The organism is Micromonospora sp. NPDC048986, assembly GCF_040649335.1.
In the GTDB taxonomy this organism is placed as follows: Bacteria; Actinomycetota; Actinomycetes; order Mycobacteriales; family Micromonosporaceae; genus Micromonospora; species Micromonospora alfalfae.
Genome location: NZ_JBEZFJ010000015.1, coordinates 98,460 through 115,475 on the forward strand (window position 1 = coordinate 98,460; position 17,016 = coordinate 115,475).

At 71.6% G+C, this 17,016-nt stretch carries 17 protein-coding genes; 2 read left to right on the top strand and 15 right to left on the bottom strand.

Going from position 1 to position 17,016, the window contains the following annotated elements:
* Window positions 1-12: 12 nt before the first annotated feature.
* The 3 genes from AB0B94_RS26930 to AB0B94_RS26940 all read right to left on the bottom strand — a co-directional run bounded on the left by AB0B94_RS26930 (window position 13) and on the right by AB0B94_RS26940 (window position 3,673).
* Window positions 13-483, bottom strand: coding sequence for a molybdenum cofactor biosysynthesis protein (locus AB0B94_RS26930; RefSeq protein WP_357286219.1), 471 nt, complete (start codon window positions 481-483; stop codon window positions 13-15).
* A gap of 102 nt (window positions 484-585) precedes the next feature.
* On the bottom strand, window positions 586-2,688 hold the full coding sequence (locus AB0B94_RS26935) for a PQQ-dependent sugar dehydrogenase (RefSeq protein WP_357286223.1): 2,103 nt from the start codon (window positions 2,686-2,688) through the stop codon (window positions 586-588).
* 37 nt (window positions 2,689-2,725) lie between these two features.
* Entirely contained in the window at window positions 2,726-3,673 is a 948-nt protein-coding gene (locus tag AB0B94_RS26940; protein WP_357286226.1) for a LamG-like jellyroll fold domain-containing protein, read from the bottom strand.
* A gap of 133 nt (window positions 3,674-3,806) precedes the next feature.
* Between AB0B94_RS26940 and AB0B94_RS26945 the strand changes: the two genes are divergently transcribed.
* Window positions 3,807-4,841 carry a LacI family DNA-binding transcriptional regulator gene (locus tag AB0B94_RS26945; protein WP_357286229.1) on the top strand — a complete coding sequence of 345 codons (1,035 nt, stop codon included), beginning with the start codon at window positions 3,807-3,809 and terminating at the stop codon, window positions 4,839-4,841.
* Window positions 4,842-4,856: 15 nt separating this feature from the next.
* Here AB0B94_RS26945 and urtE read toward each other — a convergent pair whose 3' ends face one another.
* From urtE to AB0B94_RS26975, 6 genes are all read right to left on the bottom strand, one after another.
* The gene (urtE, locus tag AB0B94_RS26950) at window positions 4,857-5,549 is read right to left on the bottom strand and encodes an urea ABC transporter ATP-binding subunit UrtE (protein ID WP_357286232.1); all 693 of its coding nucleotides are present in this window, start codon (window positions 5,547-5,549) and stop codon (window positions 4,857-4,859) included.
* The gene (gene urtD / locus AB0B94_RS26955) at window positions 5,549-6,382 is read right to left on the bottom strand and encodes an urea ABC transporter ATP-binding protein UrtD (protein WP_357286235.1); all 834 of its coding nucleotides are present in this window, start codon (window positions 6,380-6,382) and stop codon (window positions 5,549-5,551) included. The genes urtE and urtD overlap by 1 nt, the downstream gene beginning before the upstream one ends.
* Complete coding sequence (gene urtC / locus AB0B94_RS26960; RefSeq protein ID WP_357286239.1) at window positions 6,379-7,569, bottom strand: urea ABC transporter permease subunit UrtC; 1,191 nt, start codon at window positions 7,567-7,569, stop codon at window positions 6,379-6,381. The genes urtD and urtC overlap by 4 nt, the downstream gene beginning before the upstream one ends.
* Entirely contained in the window at window positions 7,566-8,453 is an 888-nt protein-coding gene (urtB, locus tag AB0B94_RS26965; protein ID WP_112605839.1) for an urea ABC transporter permease subunit UrtB, read from the bottom strand. The genes urtC and urtB overlap by 4 nt, the downstream gene beginning before the upstream one ends.
* A 75-nt stretch (window positions 8,454-8,528) precedes the next feature.
* Window positions 8,529-9,773, bottom strand: a complete 1,245-nt coding sequence (urtA, locus tag AB0B94_RS26970) for an urea ABC transporter substrate-binding protein (RefSeq protein ID WP_357286244.1) — start codon at window positions 9,771-9,773, stop codon at window positions 8,529-8,531.
* 416 nt (window positions 9,774-10,189) lie between these two features.
* The gene (locus AB0B94_RS26975; protein ID WP_238669112.1) at window positions 10,190-11,272 is read right to left on the bottom strand and encodes a substrate-binding domain-containing protein; all 1,083 of its coding nucleotides are present in this window, start codon (window positions 11,270-11,272) and stop codon (window positions 10,190-10,192) included.
* Between the two features lie 96 nt (window positions 11,273-11,368).
* On the opposite strand from AB0B94_RS26975, the gene AB0B94_RS26980 reads away from it, so the two are divergent.
* Window positions 11,369-11,872: a MarR family transcriptional regulator gene (locus AB0B94_RS26980; protein WP_357286249.1), complete on the top strand. Its 504-nt coding sequence runs from the start codon at window positions 11,369-11,371 to the stop codon at window positions 11,870-11,872.
* A gap of 228 nt (window positions 11,873-12,100) precedes the next feature.
* On the opposite strand, the gene AB0B94_RS26985 is transcribed toward AB0B94_RS26980, so the two are convergent.
* Genes AB0B94_RS26985 through AB0B94_RS27010 form a run of 6 tightly spaced genes read right to left on the bottom strand, consistent with a single transcriptional unit; the run spans window position 12,101 to window position 16,714 of the window.
* Window positions 12,101-12,817, bottom strand: coding sequence for an urease accessory protein UreD (locus AB0B94_RS26985; protein WP_357286252.1), 717 nt, complete (start codon window positions 12,815-12,817; stop codon window positions 12,101-12,103).
* Window positions 12,817-13,554: an urease accessory protein UreG gene (gene ureG, locus AB0B94_RS26990; RefSeq protein WP_357286528.1), complete on the bottom strand. Its 738-nt coding sequence runs from the start codon at window positions 13,552-13,554 to the stop codon at window positions 12,817-12,819. Before ureG ends, AB0B94_RS26985 begins: the two co-directional genes overlap by 1 nt.
* A gap of 37 nt (window positions 13,555-13,591) precedes the next feature.
* Window positions 13,592-14,368 (bottom strand): urease accessory UreF family protein, encoded by a 777-nt coding sequence (locus tag AB0B94_RS26995; protein ID WP_357286255.1) that lies wholly within the window; start codon window positions 14,366-14,368, stop codon window positions 13,592-13,594.
* Complete coding sequence (locus tag AB0B94_RS27000) at window positions 14,368-16,071, bottom strand: urease subunit alpha (protein ID WP_357286258.1); 1,704 nt, start codon at window positions 16,069-16,071, stop codon at window positions 14,368-14,370. The genes AB0B94_RS26995 and AB0B94_RS27000 overlap by 1 nt, the downstream gene beginning before the upstream one ends.
* Window positions 16,068-16,415, bottom strand: a complete 348-nt coding sequence (locus tag AB0B94_RS27005; protein ID WP_357286262.1) for an urease subunit beta — start codon at window positions 16,413-16,415, stop codon at window positions 16,068-16,070. Before AB0B94_RS27005 ends, AB0B94_RS27000 begins: the two co-directional genes overlap by 4 nt.
* Window positions 16,412-16,714 (bottom strand): urease subunit gamma, encoded by a 303-nt coding sequence (locus AB0B94_RS27010; RefSeq protein ID WP_357286266.1) that lies wholly within the window; start codon window positions 16,712-16,714, stop codon window positions 16,412-16,414. The genes AB0B94_RS27005 and AB0B94_RS27010 overlap by 4 nt, the downstream gene beginning before the upstream one ends.
* Window positions 16,715-17,016 lie beyond the last annotated feature (302 nt).

The following is a 17,016-nucleotide window of genomic DNA, read 5'->3' on the forward strand; positions in this document are numbered from 1 at the left end:
CGAGCCCCGTCCTCAGCTCACTACGGCGTCGAGGGCGCCGACGCGCAGGGTTCCGTCGTTGAGCGGCGTACAGCGGATGCCGCCGGTGGTGCGCAACGCCTTCCACGTCCCCGGCCCGACGGTGACGTCCATCCAGGCGCACGGTCGGGCCGCCCGGTTGACCCGCAGGCTGACCGGGCCGTCGCCGGAGTCCAGCACCAGCACCCTGCCGATCAGCTCGTCCACGGCGATTCCGGTGGTGAGGATGTTGCGCCGCACCTCGGCCAGGCCGATGCCGACCGGCAGCGACTCCTGGGCGATGACTGTGACGCTGGCGTCGCGGTGTGCCTGCTGGCCGAAGTACCTGTCGCCGACGATGCCGAGGCCGGCTCGGATCCGGACGGCTTCCACCAGCTCACCGGGCGGGGCCGGGGCCGGGCCGTCGGCGGGCCGGCCCAGGAAGCGGTGCACGGGCGAGGCCAACAACTCGACGATCTCCGGCATGGCAGGAATTCTACGAACCGGACCGGGCCCACCGGGGCAGGTCGACGGATGAGCCGGTGGGGACGGCGACGCGAGCGTTGTCGTCCCCACCGTGCCCCCGGTTCAGGCCGGCGTGCCGGTGACGGTCAGGTTGCGCAGTCGGCCCACGTTGTCGAACGAGCCGAAGCCGACCCGGCCCGAGCCGAAGGTGGTGTCCTTCGCGGTGAGCAGCGGGTCGCGGTGCCCGTCGAGGTAGACGGCGATCTCGCCGGTGGTCGGCAGGTGCACCACCCGGACGTGGTGCCACAGGGCATCGGTGATCGCCGGATTGGCCCCCCGGGAGCGGCCGTTCCACTGGTGGTCGATGCGCTCCCGGTCGGCGTTGTCCACCTTGAAGATGCCGTTGTGCGGATAGATCGTGTTGTCGGTGGAGAGGTGGGCGTAGTAGAACTCGGTGTCGGAGCGCCAGCCGAAAACGATGATCACGTCCCGGTTGGTGACCTCCACCGGGGTGTCGAGTCGCACCTCGGCGTCGACCCGCACCGACGACCACTGCGGGCCGTTGGTCAACACTGCGTACTCGAAGGGCCGGCGCGGGCCCGGCCGACTCTCCCCGGCCTCGGCCAGGATGACCTGGTCGCCTGTGAACTGCCACTTCGCCGGCGTCACCGGCGCCCAGTTCGCGGCTCCGGCGGTGCGGCGGACTGTGACGTCTCCGACGTCACCGCTGGCGAACTCCCGGGTACCGGTCACCTTCCAGACCTTTCCGTTGGCCTTCGCGACGACGTAGAGCTCACCGGCGGCGTCGGTGCCGAAGCGCAGGTCCACCCGGTTGGGGTCACCGGGCGCGCCCGGGGCGGACAGGTCGCGCATCCGGACCGGGGTGCCAGCCGTGTTGAAGAGCGCGAGCTGGTGGATCGTGGCCAGATCCCGGCCCCGGCGCATCTCGTTGGCCTCGGTGTAGAGCACCCGGCCGTCGACCAGGTCACCGAAGATGTACTTGCCGCGCAGCGCGGGCAGCGCCCGCCCCCGGTAGACGAAGCCACCGGCCACCGCGACACCGACGTCGTCGGTGCAGTTCCAACCGGCGGCGGGGTCGTGGTCGTACGCGGCGACCGGGTAGGTGTAGCCGTACCTGTCATCGTCGGCGGGCAGCGGGAGCAGCCGGTCGCACTGGTTCGTTGCCGCCTTGTCGAAGACGAAGGAGCCCTCGCGCTCGCTCCAGCCGAAGTTGTCCCCGGCGCGGACCTCGTAGATGGCCTCGACGGCGTGTTCACCGATGTGCCCGAGGTACATCCGGCCGGTCGCCCGGTCCCAGCTGAATCGGTGCGGGTCCCGGAAACCCACCGCGTAGAGCTCGCCGAGCGCGCCGGCCCTGCCGACGAACGGGTTCCCGGCCGGGATGCCGTAACGCCCGTTGGCGGAGTTGGTGCCCCGGGGGTCGATCCGCAGCAGCTTGCCGTGCGGCAGGGCAAGGTTCTGCGGGTCGGTGTTGCGCGCGCCCTGGCCGCCGTCGCCGACGGCGAGGTACAGCAGGCCGTAGTCGCGGTCGTGGCGCTTGGCGGTGGGGTTGAAGTTGATTTCCTGGATGCCGTGAACCTGACCGCCGAAGCCGATGCGCAACACCTCGCGGTGCGTACCGGCGAAGGTGGCGGCGGCCGGATCGGTCGCCGTCCACTCGGTGATGACGCCGTGGAAGAGCGTGTTGGGCTGGGCGTAGTCGGCAGGGGCGGTCGTCGTCGACGCCAACTCGGTGTGGATGGTGTAGAACCGGCCGTTCACCCCGAACTCCGGGTGGAACGCGACGTACCCGAAGCCCTGGCCGAGCCCACGACCGGAGAAGAACCGCGGCGCGAACGTCGCGGCCACGTCCAGGTAGACGTGCGGCACGCCACCCTCGACCAGGTAGAGGCTGCCGTTGAGGTCGGGCACCGCCCGGCGGCCGGAGCCGTCGGGCACCTCCATGATGGTGTTGATCCGCGCGGTACGCATGAGCCGCGCGTCGGTCGGCGCCGGCGTGGGGTACGACTGCGGGAAGCTGGCGTACTCGCTGAGGACCAGCCCCAGTCGGGACTGGACCGGCATCTCGGGGATGGGGTCGTAGACCGCGTCGGCGGCGCGCGCGGGCGTGGCGACCAGTGTGGACAGGATCAGCACGAGGGCGGTGAGGCCGGCCCTCAGTGCGGGCCGGCGGACGATGCCGGCGCGGCGATGCAGGGTGCGCACGCGTGTCTCCTTCTCGGTGGGACGGTGCCGAGGGTGGTCAGCGGGCAAGGTGGCGGTACTGCCTCCGCACGTCGTTCGCGGAGACCACACTGTCGAGGAACATCAGGCCGTCCATCCGGCAGTCGCACGGGTTGCGTTCCACCGTGTCCTGCGGGAAACTGCCGCCGATCTTGATGCCCCGGGGGTCGGACTCGGTGGTCACGTGCGGGCCCGGCCCGGACACCAGCCACGGGTCGTCGGTGCGGGTGTAGAAGCCGTCCACCGGTTCGCCGTTGCGGTAGAGGGCGAGCGCGCCGGTGTTGAAGTCGAAGGTGGCGGCGAGGTGCACCCACTCCCCCACCGGCAGCAGCTCACGCCAGTCACGGGTGGCGGCGAAGGTCTGTGAGTTGCCGCCGTCGAGCCGCCGGCCGAGCGCGACGAGGCGCAACTCCCCGTCGACGTCGATCAGCTCCAGCAGGGCGCGGACGCCGTGGCCGTCGGAGTCCCCGGTCAGCACGCCGGCCAGCCCGATCGCGTTGTACCTGTCGTCCGGGTCGGCGGTGGTGGAGTTGGGTAAGGGGCTGTCCATGTTCAGCTTGAACCAGCCCATGACCGTGGTGCCGGCGGTAGCGCTGAAGGCACGCAGGGTCCGCACGCCGCTGGCCGACCAGGTGCCGGCCTTCCAGTCGTCGTTGCCGGCGACGGCGGGGGCGACCTGCCGGGTCTGCACCGCGTTGCCGCTGCCGCGGTAGGCGCGGTCCGGCACCCGCATGGCGGCACCGCCGTTGATCAGCTCGATCTCGGTGCCGGAACGACCCTTGTCGCGTTCGAGGGCGGGGTCGCCGGGCACCGGGTGATCGAAGTCGTACGCGGCGACCAGGTGCGCGCGCAGCGCCGGGTGGACGTCGGGCGACATGCGGCGATCCGCCTGCGCCGCTGGTGCGCTGGCGGCGGTCAGTGCGCCGATCGCCAGGAGGGAGACGGCCGCTCGTCGGGCCCTGGACATGGCTGTCACCTCGTTTCGCGGCATGCCGGATGCCGGTCACGTAAGCGCTTACGAAAGCGCTTACGTACCCTAGGCTTCGATCGATGCCGCTCGCAACAGATCGGGCGACATGGATGTTTCTGGAAGGTTGCCGATGCCCAGGGCCAGCCAACGGCCGCGCCTCGTGGACGTCGCCCGACACGCCGCCGTCTCGCTGGCGACCGCCTCCCGCGCCCTCGCCGGCCGTGAGGGGGTCAGCGCCGAGGTGGCCGACCGGATCCGGCAGGTCGCCCGCGAACTGGGCTACGTGGCCAACCCGTACGCCCGCACCCTGGCCAGCGGGGCCACCTCCACTGTGGGGTTGATCGTCCATCAGGTCGACGACCCGTACTTCTCCGAGATCGCCGCCGGGGTCATCCAGCTCGCCGCCGAGCAGGGGCTGCTCGTGCAGATCTGCCAGTCCGGCCGCGACCCCGACTACGAGCTGCAACAGCTGCGCCACCTGATCGCCCAGCGGGTCGGCATCGTCCTGATCAGCGGTTCCGGCTACGACGACCCACGGATGGAGAGCGCGGCGCGCGCCGAGCTGGCCACGTTCCAGGACCACGGCGGCCGGGCCGCCGCCATCGGACGGCACGCGCTCGGCGTCGACGCCGTGCTGCCGGACAACGAGGCCGGTGGCTTCGCGCTCGCCCAGCACCTGATGGATCTCGGCCACCGGCGGATCGCTGTCGCCGCGGGCAGCGCCGGCCTCACCACCGTCGCCGACCGGCTGGCCGGAGTGTCGTCGGCTCTGCGGGAGCGCGGGCGGTCCCCCGCCGACCTCGCCGTCGTGCACAGCGACTTCACCCGCGGCGGTGGACGCGCCGCCGCCGAGCAGATCCTCAACGACCATCCCGAGACGACGGCGATCATCGCGCTCAACGACGCGATGGCCATGGGCGTGCTGTCGACGTTGCGCTCCCGCGGCGTGCCGGTGCCCGCGCGGATGTCGGTCGTCGGCTTCGACGACGTCTCCGTGGCTGCCGACCTCGCACCCAGCCTCACCACCATCCGCCTGCCGATGACCGAGATGGGCCGCTCGGCACTCGCCCTCGCGCTCAAGCCACGCACGACACGCCCTCGCCGCCGCCCCACCGGGCACCTGCTGGTGGTCCGCGACTCGACCGGGCCGGCACCGAGGACCTGACCGACGCCACCCCTGTCACACCGCCAACGCCGCCCGGACCTCCCGCTCGGCAGCGGAACCCCCGTCGCCGTGCGAGGTGACCCGACCCGACTCCAGCACGTGGTAGCGATCCGCCACCCGCAGCGCGAAACCCAGGTGCTGCTCGACGAGGAGCACACTGAAGCCGGACTGCCGGGTCAGCTCGACGATCCGCTCCTGGATCTCCGCGACCACCGACGGTTGGATGCCCTCGGTCGGCTCGTCGAGCATCAGCAGCCGCGGCCGGGTGATCAGGGCCCGGGCGATGGCCAGCTGCTGGCGCTGACCGCCGGAGAGCAGCCCGGCCCGTCGCCGCAACAGCTGGCGCAGCGCTGGAAACAGATCCAGCACCTCCGCGGTGGCCACCGCCCCGTCGCGCCGACCGTCGGCGACCAGCCGCAGGTTCTCCGCAGCGGTCAGGTGCGGGAAGCACTGCTGACCCTGCGGCACGTACGCCATCCCCCGTGCCACCCGTTCGTGCGGCCCGGCGCGGGTGACGTCCTCACCGTCCAGCTCGACGGTGCCGGCACTCGGGCGCAGCAGCCCCGCCGCAACCCGCAGCAGTGTGCTCTTGCCGGCGCCGTTGTGCCCGAGCACGGCGGCCACCCCGTCTGGCGGGACCGCCAGGTCGACCCCGTGCAGCACCCGGGAACGCCCGTACCCGGCGTGCACCCCGCGCAGCGTCAGCATCATGCCTCCAGGCCGGTGCGGGCCGACCCGGCGTCCACCGGGTGGCCAAGGTAGACCTCCTGCACGCGCGGATCCGCCTGGACCTGCGCGACAGTGCCCTCGCTGAGCACCCGGCCGGCATGCAGCACTGTGACGCTGCGCGCGAACCGACGCAGGAAGTCCATGTCGTGCTCGATCACGACGACGGTGCGATCCCGGCTCACCGTCTCCAACAGGGCGCCGGTGGCGTCGCGTTCCTCGTGGCTCATCCCGGCGACCGGCTCGTCCAGCAGCAGCAGCCGCGCGTCCTGCACCAGCAGCATGCCGATCTCCAGCCACTGCTTCTGGCCGTGCGCCAGCGTCCCGGCGAGGTCAGCGGCCCGCTCGGCCAGACCGATGGTCTCCAGCGCGGCGGCGATCTCGTCGGGCACACCACGGCGGCGGCGGGCCAGCGTCGCCCAACTGCGGCGAGCGCCCGCCGCGATGTCGAGGTTCTGCAACACCGACAGCTCCTCGAACACCGTCGAGGTCTGGAAGGTCCGCCCGATGCCGAGTCGGCTGATCCGGTGCACCGGCCGGCCGAGCAGTTCTTCGTCACCGAACCGGACCGAGCCGGTGGCCCGGACCAGACCGGTGACCGCGTCGACAACCGTGGTCTTGCCCGCGCCGTTCGGCCCGATCAGGAACCGGATGTCACCGGCGGGCACCTCCAACGAGACGCCGTCCACAGCGGTGAAGCCGTCGAAGCTGACCCGCAGGTCACGGACGGACAGCCCGTCCAACCGCTCGCCGCTCATGCCGTGCTGGCTGGGCATGCGCTCACGGCCCTCCCTGCGCTCGGTGCGTTCGCTCATGCCGCCGGCACCTCCGTCCGCTCGGCGCGTCGTCGGCCCAGCGACAACCACCCGCGCCGCCGCAGCGGCTGCGCCGCGACGTCGCGGCGGCGGGCCAACGCCCACAGCGACGCCAGGCCGCCGGGCAGGAACGCCACCACGACCACGAAGAGCAATCCCTGAAGGTACGTCCAGGTGCCCGGGAAACGCTCGGACAGGGCGGTACGCGCCCAGGCGACAGCCACCGCGCCGAGCACCGGCCCGAGCAGTGTCGCCCGGCCGCCCACTGCGACGCCGATGACGAACTCGATCGACGGGACGATGCCGATCAGCGCTGGCGAGATGATGCCCACCGCCGGCACGAACAGCGCCCCGGCCAGCCCGGCCATGCCCGCCGCGACCACGTACGCCACCAGCTTGACAGTCGCCGGGTCGTAGCCCAGGAAGCGGACCCGTTCCTCACCGTCGCGGACCGCCACCAGCAGCTCGCCGTAACGGCTGTGGATGAGTTGACGGGTCAGCGCGAGCAACGCCAGCAGCGTCCCGGCGATGATGAAGTACACCATCCGCTGGTTGACCGGGTCGTCCAGGTCGTAGCCGAAGAAGCCGGTGATGTCGGTGAGCCCGTTGGTGCCGCCCGTGGTGCCCTGCTGGCCGATCAGCAGGATCACCATCGCGGCGGCGAGCGCCTGGCTGAGGATGGCGAAGTACGCGCCACGGACCCGGCGGCGGAAGACCAGCGAGCCGAGCCCGAAGGCCACCGCCATCGGCAGCAGCACCGTCGCGGGCAGCGCGAACCACGGGCTGGCGAACGGCCGCCACCACAGCGGCAGCTCGTCGAGTTGCCCGTACAGCTGCATGAAGTCGGGCATCCCACCCGGGCCCGCGTCGGCGAGCTTGAGGTGCATGGCCATCGCGTAGCCGCCGAGGCCGAAGAAGACGCCCTGGCCCAGGGTGAGCATCCCGCCCCGGCCCCAGGCGATCCCGATGCCGACAGCGACCATGGCGACACAGAGGTACTTGGCGAGCAGGGCCAGCCGGAAGTCCGACAGCACCAGCGGGGCGACGGCGAACAGCAGCGCCGCGCCGAACGCGAAGCCGGCCAGGGCGCGGAGCCGCGAGCGGCCGGCGGGGCGGTTCGGTGGCACGGCCCCGGCAGGCGCCGGACGGACGGCGGTGCTGGGCGGCGCGGGGGTGACGGCGGTCATGCGAGGCTCCTGGTCCGCAGCGTGAACAGGCCCTGTGGCCGCCACTGGAGGAACGCGACGATCGCCACGAACACGATCACCTTGGCGACGCTGAGGGTGGTCAGGTACTCCCCGGTGGCCTGGAGCACGCCGAGGGCGAAGGCGACGATCACACTGCCCTTGAGCTGGCCGATCCCGCCGACCACGACGACCAGGAAGGCGTCGATGATCAGGTTGGTGCCCATTGTCGGGCCGATCGGGCCGAGCAGGGTGAGGGCCACCCCGGCGAGCCCGGCCAGGCCGGAGCCGAGGAAGAAGGTCGTCCGGTCGACCCGGGAGGTGGCGATGCCGGACACGGCGGCGAGGTCGCGGTTCTGCACCACCGCGCGGATGCGACGCCCGAGCGGGGTGAGGCGCAGCGCCAGGGTGAGCGCCGCGACGGCAGCCAGCGCCAGGGCCAGGATGAACAGCCGGTTGTTGGCGATGGTCAGCCCGCCGGGCAGCGCCACGTTGCCGGTGAGCAGCTCGGGCGCGCGGGTCTGCACGTTCGGGCTGCCGAAGATGTCCCGGGCCAGTTGTTGCAGAATCAGTGAGACACCCCAGGTGACCAGCAGGGTGTCCAGTGGTCGGGCGTACAGCCGGCGGATGAGCAGCACCTCCAGCAGGACACCCATGGTGCCGGCGACCACGAACGCCACCGGCAGCGCGACCGCCAGCGAGAGGCCGGCGCCGGTGATGCTCTGCTGCAGAACGTAGGTGGTGTACGCGCCGGCCATGATGAACTCACCGTGCGCCATGTTGATCACGTTCATCTGGCCGAAGGTCAGCGCGAGGCCGAGCGCGATGAGCAGCAGCACCGCGCCGATGCTGATGCCGGTGAAGAGTTGACCGAAGAGGACTGTCACTGCGGAGACTCCGAACTGCTGGTCGGGTGGCCCGGGCGGAGCGCGCGGCAACGCGTTCCGCCCGGGCCGGCGGCGTCAGCTCAGGCCGCTCGCCCACGGGTAGGTCTTGAGGTACGGGTCCGGCGCGACCGGCTTGCCGGAGTTCCACACCTCGGTGATCAGACCGTCCGCGCCGATCTTGCCGATCCGGGCGGTCTTGGCGATGTGCTGGGTCTTGCCGTCGACGGTGACCAGACCCTCCGGCGCGTCGAAGGTGATCCCGTCCGAGGCGGAGCGGACCTTCTCCACGTCGAAGGCGCCGGCCTTCTCGACCATCGCCTTCCACAGGTGCACGCCGACGTACGCGGCCTCCATCGGATCGCTTGTCGGCTTGTCCGCGCCGTACTTCGCCTTGTACGCGGCCACGAACTTCGAGTTCGCCGCGCCCGGGGTGGTCTGGTAGTAGTTCCAGGCCGTCAGTTGGCCCTCCAGGTACTGGGTGCCGATGCCCTTCACCTCTTCCTCGGCGATCGACACCGATACCACCGGCATCGCGGCGGCGCTCAGACCCGCGGACTTGTACTCCTTGAAGAAGGCCACGTTGCTGTCACCATTGAGTGTGTTGAACACCGCGTCCGCGCCGGACGATTTGACCTTGTTGACGATGGTGCCGAACTCGGTGGAGCCCAGCGGTGCGTAATCCTCACCCAGCACCGTCATCCCGTTCGCGGTCGCGTACGCCTTGATGATTTTGTTCGCGGTCCGCGGAAAGACGTAGTCGCTGCCGACCAGATAGACCGACTTGGCGCCCTGCGACTTGAGGTAGTCCAGCCCGGGAACGATCTGCTGGTTGGTCGTCGCTCCGGTGTAGAAGATGTAGGGCGACTGCTCAAGTCCCTCGTACTGCACCGGGTAGAACAGCAACGCCTTGTTCTTCTCGAACACCGGCTTGACCGCCTTGCGGCTGGCCGACGTCCAGCAGCCGAAGACGGCGGCCACGCGGTCCTCGGAGATGAGCTTCTCGGCCTTCTCCGCGAACGTGGGCCAGTCCGAGGCGCCGTCCTCACCGACCGGCTGGATCTTCTTGCCGAGGACACCGCCGGCCGCGTTGATCTCATCGACGGCGAGCATGATGGAGTCGCGGACGGTGACCTCGCTGATCGCCATGGTCCCGGAGAGCGAGTTGAGCAGGCCCACCTTGACGGTGTCACCGGAGACGTCGGCGGTGACGCCGGTCGCGCCGCCCTCGTCGGTGGTCTTGCTGCCGCACGCGGTCATCGCGGCCGCGGCGACCAGGGTCATGGCACCCGCCAGGATGCGGCGGCCCCGGAATAATGACATCTACTCTCCCTGCGGACTCAAGTGGCGAAAGGACGGTCGGTGCGGTCCGATGGAGCTGACGTGGGCGATGCCAGGGTCGACGGGTGGACGCCGCGCAGGGCACCGGATCGGATATGGGCAGGGAAAGCGTTGACCGGCATGATTGCGCGGGTGTTTCCCAGTCCTTAATTGACTGTTTCCGAGGGACCGTCTAGGCGCGCACGGAAAACGGCCGACACCGTTGGGGAGGAGGCGGTGTCGGCCGTTCGGAAAAACGCAGAATAAGTGCCACCACAATGGTCGGCGGACGAATCCGCCAACGGTGGGCACGCAATGGTGAGATCTGACCCCATGGCAGATACTTCACGCAGGAAGCATCTTAGGACGGGATCGGGTGGCGCTGTCAAGGGTCGGCTGGGCCGACTGCCGTGCTCGGCTCAGAGCTGGGCGAGCACTGTGAAGTCGAGCCCGTCGGCCTCGGCGAGGTAGATGCGCTGCCGGACGTGCCGCTGGCGCAGCCGCAACCGCCCACGCGGCCCGTGGTAGGCGACCGTGTCGGCGGCCGTCTCGATGGCCCGTACGTCGAGGGTGCGGGCCTGGCCGATCAGCGCGGCAAGCAGCATGACGCCCTCGTAGCAGGACTCCCCCAGGCTGCCCAACGGCGGCGCCTCCACCCCGAAGCGCCGCGCGAACTCGCCGTGGAAGTCGAGATTCTCCTGTGTGACCAGCCCGGCGAAGAAACCCGCCGTGCTGTACAGCCTCCGGGTCGCGCCGGCGCCGCTGGCCAGCAGCATGTTCTCGTCCATCAGGGTGCTCAGCCGCAGGCAGCGCTGGTCCAAACCGGATCGGGCGAACGCGCGGTTGAACCGGACCGCGTCGGCACCGACCAGCAGCATCAACACCGCGTCCGCGTCACTGTGCTCGATGCGGCGCAACACCTCGGTGAAGTCGTGCGCGTCCAACGGCAGGAAGTGCCTGCCCACCACCTGCCCACCGGCGCGCAGCGCGTACCGCTGGGCCGCCCGCGACGTCCGGCGCGGCCACACGTAGTCGTTGCCGACCACGAACCAGCGGCGCACGCCCTGCTCCGCGGCGAGCAGCCGCATCGCGGGCCACAGTTGGGCATCCGGCGTCTCGCTGGTCAGGAAGACACCTTCGGTGCGTTCGCCGCCCTCGTAGAGTGCGGTGTAGACGTAGGGCACCCGGTGCGCGACGCGGGGCGCCAACGCCTGGCGCACCGAGGAGATGTGCCACCCCGTCACCCCCTGCACGGCCCCCACCGACACCAACGCCTCGACCTCGGCGGCCACCTCGGCCGGCGGTGCGCCACCGTCGACCGGCACCAGCCGGACCTCCCGACCCAGCACGCCACCGCACCGATTGATCTCCTCGACCGCGAGCTGCGCGCAGAGTTCACAGGTGGGGCCGAACATGCCGGCCGGCCCGCGCATCGGGTAGACCAGCGCGATGCTGACCACGGCACTGTCGACGGTCAGCCACGGCGGTGCCGGCGCGGACATGACCACATGATTGCCCGGCCCACGACGGAAGACCAGCGCTCACCACTGTCCGGGACGACTCGCTACCATGACAGGGCCACCGGCCCAGGGAGTTTCATGTCAGACGTGCCCGGGGCGCCAGCCGACCTGCTGCGCTCGCTCACCCGCGCCGAACGGCTGCTCGCCCGCCGACTGGGCGCTGTTCTGGCCGACGACGCGATCAGCATCGAGGCGTGGCGGGTGCTCTGCCTGCTCGCCGACGGACAGGGTCACCCGATGAGCGAGGTGTCCGTCGAGGCGTCGCTGCCGCCGGGCACGCTCACCAAGCTGGTCGACCAGCTCGTCGACCGCAACCTCGTCTTCCGCCGGGTCGATCCGATCGACCGCCGACGGATCCGGGCGTACCTGACAGTCCGCGGCCGCCGCGAGCATGCCCGCCTGGACGAGCGAGTCCGAGCCAGCATCTCCGAACTGGGCATCACGGAGATGGGCGTCGCGAAGACCAGCGATCCGGGCACGCTCCCGGCCGCCAACCTCGTACGCCAGCTCGACGACCTGATCGGCCGCCTCGACCCGGCCCGGCAACGAGTGCACGCCGACGCGGCCGGCCCACACCGCTGACCCCTTGAGCGCGCCCCGACCTCCCACCCCCTCCCCCACGGCAGAGAGCGTGATGTCTGTGAGTCATCACGATGACTCACAGACATCACGCTCTCTGGAGTTCACGCCGGCCGGGACCATCGTGCCCTGCCCCAACCCGGCGTCGGGAACGGTCGCGGCGGCCGAGGCCAGTGCCCGCTCGGCCGCCGCGGGTGACACGGGTCATTGCCGCGTCCCGGTAGCGGCTCCTTAGACCGTTAGGTGCGCGCGCAGGGTGTGCGCGTCGGGAGCTGTCGCCGTCCACAGTGTTGCCGGGCCGCCGGCCAGCGGTAACCGGGCGACACTGCCCTCGGCCGTTGGAGCTTCGGCGGGTCGCGACGGGTCGACCACCAGCAGTGAACCGGTGGCCGGGGCGCCGCCGAGCACCGCCGGGCCGGCCCAGCCCGGCGCGTGCGGTCCCACCGCGAGGGACTGGCGCAGCAGTGGTCGACCCGCGTAGTCGACCTGGGTGTGTACGACGGCGCCGCCGGGCGCCTCGCCGTACCGGCCGCAGATCAGCTCGTCGCGCCACAGCAGGCTCGCACCGGCGGCCAACTCGATCCGGGACTCGGCGAGGTGCGCGCAGCCGGCCGCCGCGACCAACTGTTCCGGAAGCCAGTGCAGCGTGGCGTCGGCGTGCACCACCGCCCGAACCGCCATCCGGGAGACGGCGCCCACGCGACCCGGTAGGGCGATCGACGCGGCGACGCTGTGCACCCGGACGGCCGCGCCCGGCCCGACCTCGATCTCCAGGCGCAGATCGTCGCCGGCGAGCGGTCCGGCCGCCCCGCCGACGAGGTGCACCGTGGCGACACCGCCGTCGGTCGGGGTCTGGCGCAGCAGCAACGGCGTTTCGCCGTGCAGCTCGACCAGGGCCGTGCCACCCCGACCGTCGGCCCGGGCGACCAGCCGAGCGAGCGCTCGCATCACGCCGGGCCGACCGGCACGGTCAGTGGGTGCACTGCGGCGTGGTGGGCCAACTCGTGCCGGATCCAGTCCGCTACCGACGTGGCAGTGGGGTCTCCCACGATGGACAGGAAGAGGGTCGGGAGGTCGCCGCGCCGGGCCCGCGCGTCACGATCCATGACGGCGAGGTCGGCACCCACCATCGGCGCCAGGTCGGTCTTGTTGATCACGAGAAGGTCGGCGGCGGTGACCCCCGGCCCGCCCTTGCGGGGCACCTTGTCCCCGCCCGCCACGTCGACCACGAAGATCTGCCGGTCGACCAGCCCCCGGCTGAAGGTCGCGGTCAGGTTGTCCCCACCGCTCTCCACGAGGACGAGGTCCAACGGGCCGACCGCCTCGGCCAGCTCGTCGACGGCGTCCAGGTTGGCACCGATGTCGTCGCGGATCGCCGTGTGCGGGCAGCAGCCGGTCTCCACAGCGCGGATCCGGGCCGGGTCCAGCACGCCGGCCCGCCGGAGGAAGTCGGCGTCCTCGGTCGTGTAGATGTCGTTGGTCACCACGCCGAGCCGCAACTCGTCGGCGAAGGCACGGCAGAGCGCGGCCACCAGGGCCGTCTTGCCGGAGCCGACCGGGCCGCCGATGCCGACGCGCAGGGCACGGCCGGCACGCGCCAACGGCGGATGGGGGTCCACCCCCGGCTCCGGATGGGTGTGCGGAACGCTCTCGTCGTGGGGTGGGGTGGCCGGCGACGGCGTGATCGGTTCGACGGCTGGCACAGCGCTCGGCACAACGGTGTCAGGACGCAAAGAGACGCACCTCCCAGGTGGCATGGATCTCGGCATGGATGTCGGCGAGTGGAGCGGCGGCGGCCGGCAGCCGCTCCGGTGGGTCATCGGCGGCCCGCGCCGCGTCGGCGGCAGTGCCGTCGCAGGCGTCGGCCAGGCCGACAAGCAGGGTCTGGACCTGGTACGGGTCGAGGCCGAGCAGACGTACACCGGCGCTGGCCGCCCCGGTCAGCGTCCCGTAGGCGGCGATCGTGGCGGTCTCGACGCGGGACAACCCGGCCGCGGCGCAGAGCAGCCCGAGCACCAGCGGTTGGTGCGTGCCGCCTGACGTCGCGGGCAGGTCGGCGAACGGGGCGTCCGACCAGATGGCCCGGCCGGCGCGCAGCAGTGCCCGGCCCTGCCGGCGCGAGACCGCCCGTAACGCCGGGGCGGTGGTACGCGCGTCCAGCTCCGCGTCGAGCCGGGCCAGCGCCGCCGACCGGGCGGCGGACCCAGCCGGCGCATCCGCGCGAGCTGCGGATCCAGCCGGCGTGTCCGACCGTCGGGCGGACCGGGCCGGATCGGCCGAGTCGGCGGTCCCGGCCACCGCCGCCCGGTGTGCGGCCGCCGCGAACGCCGCGCCGACAAGACCGGCGGTGGCCAGCCGTCCGGCCAGGAACGCCTCCAACGACGCCAGGTCGGTCACCCGGCCGGCGGCGACGGCCGCCTCCAGACCACCGGAGTGCGCGTGCGCCCCGGCCGGGAAGCGCCCGTCGGCCAACAGCAACAGCAGGCTCGGCGTCGCCATCAGAACAGGAAGTACCGCTGGGCCATCGGCAGCCGGGTCACCGGGTCCGGCTCCACCACCTGCCCGTCGATCCGCACGGTGAAGGTGTCCGGGTCCACCTCGATGCGCGGCATCGCGTTGTTCTCCGGCAGGTCGGCCTTGCCCCGCGACCGTACGTCGCTCACCGGCACCACCCGGCGACGCACGTCAAGGCGGAGTCCGGCGTCCAGGGCCGCCGGTGCCACGAAGGCCAGGCTGGTGGCGGCCGCCGCCGCGCCGTACGCCCCGAACATCGGCCTCGGCAGCATCGGCTGCGGCGTCGGGATCGAGGCGTTGGCGTCGCCCATCTGGGCGTACGCGATCATGCCGCCCTTGAGCACCAGGTGCGGCCGTACGCCGAAGAACGCCGGGTCCCACAGCACCAGGTCGGCGAGCTTGCCCGGTTCGACCGAGCCGATCTCCCGTTCCAGGCCGTTGGCCATCGCCGCGCAGATGGTGTATTTCGCCACGTACCGTCGGGCCCGGTTGTTGTCGGCGGGGCCGTCACCCGGCAGGGCCCCGACCCGGTCCTTCATCACGTGGGCGCTCTGCCAGGTCCGCATGATCACCTCGCCGACCCGGCCCATCGCCTGCGCGTCGGAGCCGATGATCGAGATCGCGCCGAGGTCGTGCAGCAGGTCCTCGGCGGCCATCGTGGACGGTCGGATCCGACTCTCCGCGAAGGCCAGGTCCTCCGGGACGGACGGATTGAGATGGTGGCAGACCATCAACATGTCCAGGTGTTCGGCCAGGGTGTTTGCGGTGTACGGCCGGGTCGGGTTGGTCGACGACGGCAGCACGTTCGGTTCGCTGGCCACTGTGATGATGTCCGGCGCGTGCCCGCCACCGGCTCCCTCGGTGTGGTACGAGTGGATCGCCCGTCCACCGATCGCCCGCAGGGTGTCGGCGACGAACCCGGCCTCGTTGAGCGTGTCGGTGTGGATCGACACCTGGACTCCGGACGCGTCCGCCACCCGCAGGCAGGCGTCGATCGCCGCCGGTGTGGTGCCCCAGTCCTCGTGCAGCTTGAAACCGCCCGCGCCGGCCCGCAACTGTTCCCACAGCGCCTCGCTGGAGACGGTGTTGCCCTTGCCGAGCAGCAGCACGTTGACCGGCATGGTGTCCAGTGCCTCGTGCATTCGGGCCAGGTGCCAGGCGTTCGGTGTGACGGTTGTCGCGCGGGTCCCCTCGGCCGGCCCGGTGCCACCGCCGACCATCGTGGTGATGCCACTGGCCAGCGCCTCGGTGACGATCTGCGGGCAGATGAAGTGCACGTGGGTGTCGACAGCTCCGGCGGTGAGGATCCGACCGTTGCCCGCGATTACCTCGGTCGACGGGCCGATGACCAGGTCGGGGTGGACACCGGGCATGGTGTCCGGGTTGCCGGAGCGGCCGAGCGCCACGATGCGCCCGTCGCGCAGCCCCACGTCGGCCTTGACCACACCCCAGTGGTCGAGCACCACGGCGCCGGTGATGACGGTGTCCAGCGCCCCCTCGGCGCGGGTGGCACGGGACTGCCCCATCGACTCGCGGATCACCTTCCCGCCGCCGAAGACCGCCTCGTCGCCGCCCACGCAGTGGTCGGTCTCCACCTCGATAAGCAGGTTGGTGTCGGCCAGTCGGATCCGGTCACCGGTCGTCGGTCCGTACAGGTCGATGTAGCGGTCCCGCCGCACGGCGCTCACCGCGGCGACCCGTCGGCCGTGACCTCGTGCGGCGGCGGATCCAACGGTCCGGCGCTCTCTGCGCGCAGCCCCGGCACGACGCGTGCGCCGCCAAGGGGCACGAGGTCGACGCTGCGGTTGATGCCCGGCTCGAACCGGACCGAGGTGCCGGCCGGAACGGCGAGCCGCTGTCCCCAGGCCGCGCCCCGGTCGAACGACAGCGCCGGGTTGGCCTCGGCGAAGTGGTAGTGCGAGCCGACCTGCACCGGGCGATCGGCGGTGTTGACCACGAGCACCGTGGTCACCGGACGCCCCACGTTGATCTCGACCGGGTCCGCCGCCGGCAGGATCTCCCCGGGGATCACGGGATCGGGTGGTGCACAGTCACGAGCTTGGTGCCGTCCGGGAAGGTCGCCTCCACCTGCACCTCCCTCAGCAGCTCGGGGATGCCGTCCTGGACGTCGTCGCGGCCGAGCACCGCCCGGCCGGCCGACATCAGGTCGACCACCGACCGCCCGTCGCGGGCCCCTTCGAGGAGGAACGCGGTGATCACCGCGACGGCTTCGGGGTAGTTGAGGCGCAGGCCGCGGTCGCGGCGGGCGCGGGCGACATCTGCCGCGACGTGGACGAGCAGGCGGTCCTGCTCGTGCGGGCTGAGGAACACGGGGCTCTCCCGGTGGGTCGGCGTGCCCCGGCTCGCCGTCGGCTCCACACGGAGCCACCCGGGCAACAGGACCCGAGGGGACGAGCTGGGAGTCACACGACCGCCGGGCCACCGCCGACGGGGCGACCCGGGATTCCACCATCCCGGCCCGCACGACGGGCAACCGGCGGTGTCGGGTCGGATGCGGACCGCACCGCCCACCGCTGAGCAGACCGTAGAGGATCACCACCGACCGAGGCAACAGTCCATCAGGGATGCCGGTGCGTATTTCCGCGTGGCACCGGGCAGGGCATGATCGCCGG

Bases quoted from the DNA above. Each gene is read 5' to 3' on its own strand.
- AB0B94_RS26930 (WP_357286219.1), bottom strand. From the start codon at position 483: ATGCCGGAGATCGTCGAGTTGTTGGCCTCGCCCGTGCACCGCTTCCTG.
- AB0B94_RS26940 (WP_357286226.1), bottom strand. From the start codon at position 3,673: ATGTCCAGGGCCCGACGAGCGGCCGTCTCCCTCCTGGCGATCGGCGCA.
- AB0B94_RS26945 (WP_357286229.1), top strand. From the start codon at position 3,807: ATGCCCAGGGCCAGCCAACGGCCGCGCCTCGTGGACGTCGCCCGACAC.
- urtE (WP_357286232.1), bottom strand. From the start codon at position 5,549: ATGCTGACGCTGCGCGGGGTGCACGCCGGGTACGGGCGTTCCCGGGTG.
- urtD (WP_357286235.1), bottom strand. From the start codon at position 6,382: ATGAGCGAACGCACCGAGCGCAGGGAGGGCCGTGAGCGCATGCCCAGC.
- urtC (WP_357286239.1), bottom strand. From the start codon at position 7,569: ATGACCGCCGTCACCCCCGCGCCGCCCAGCACCGCCGTCCGTCCGGCG.
- urtA (WP_357286244.1), bottom strand. From the start codon at position 9,773: ATGTCATTATTCCGGGGCCGCCGCATCCTGGCGGGTGCCATGACCCTG.
- AB0B94_RS26975 (WP_238669112.1), bottom strand. From the start codon at position 11,272: ATGTCCGCGCCGGCACCGCCGTGGCTGACCGTCGACAGTGCCGTGGTC.
- AB0B94_RS26980 (WP_357286249.1), top strand. From the start codon at position 11,369: ATGTCAGACGTGCCCGGGGCGCCAGCCGACCTGCTGCGCTCGCTCACC.
- AB0B94_RS26985 (WP_357286252.1), bottom strand. From the start codon at position 12,817: ATGCGAGCGCTCGCTCGGCTGGTCGCCCGGGCCGACGGTCGGGGTGGC.
- AB0B94_RS26995 (WP_357286255.1), bottom strand. From the start codon at position 14,368: ATGGCGACGCCGAGCCTGCTGTTGCTGTTGGCCGACGGGCGCTTCCCG.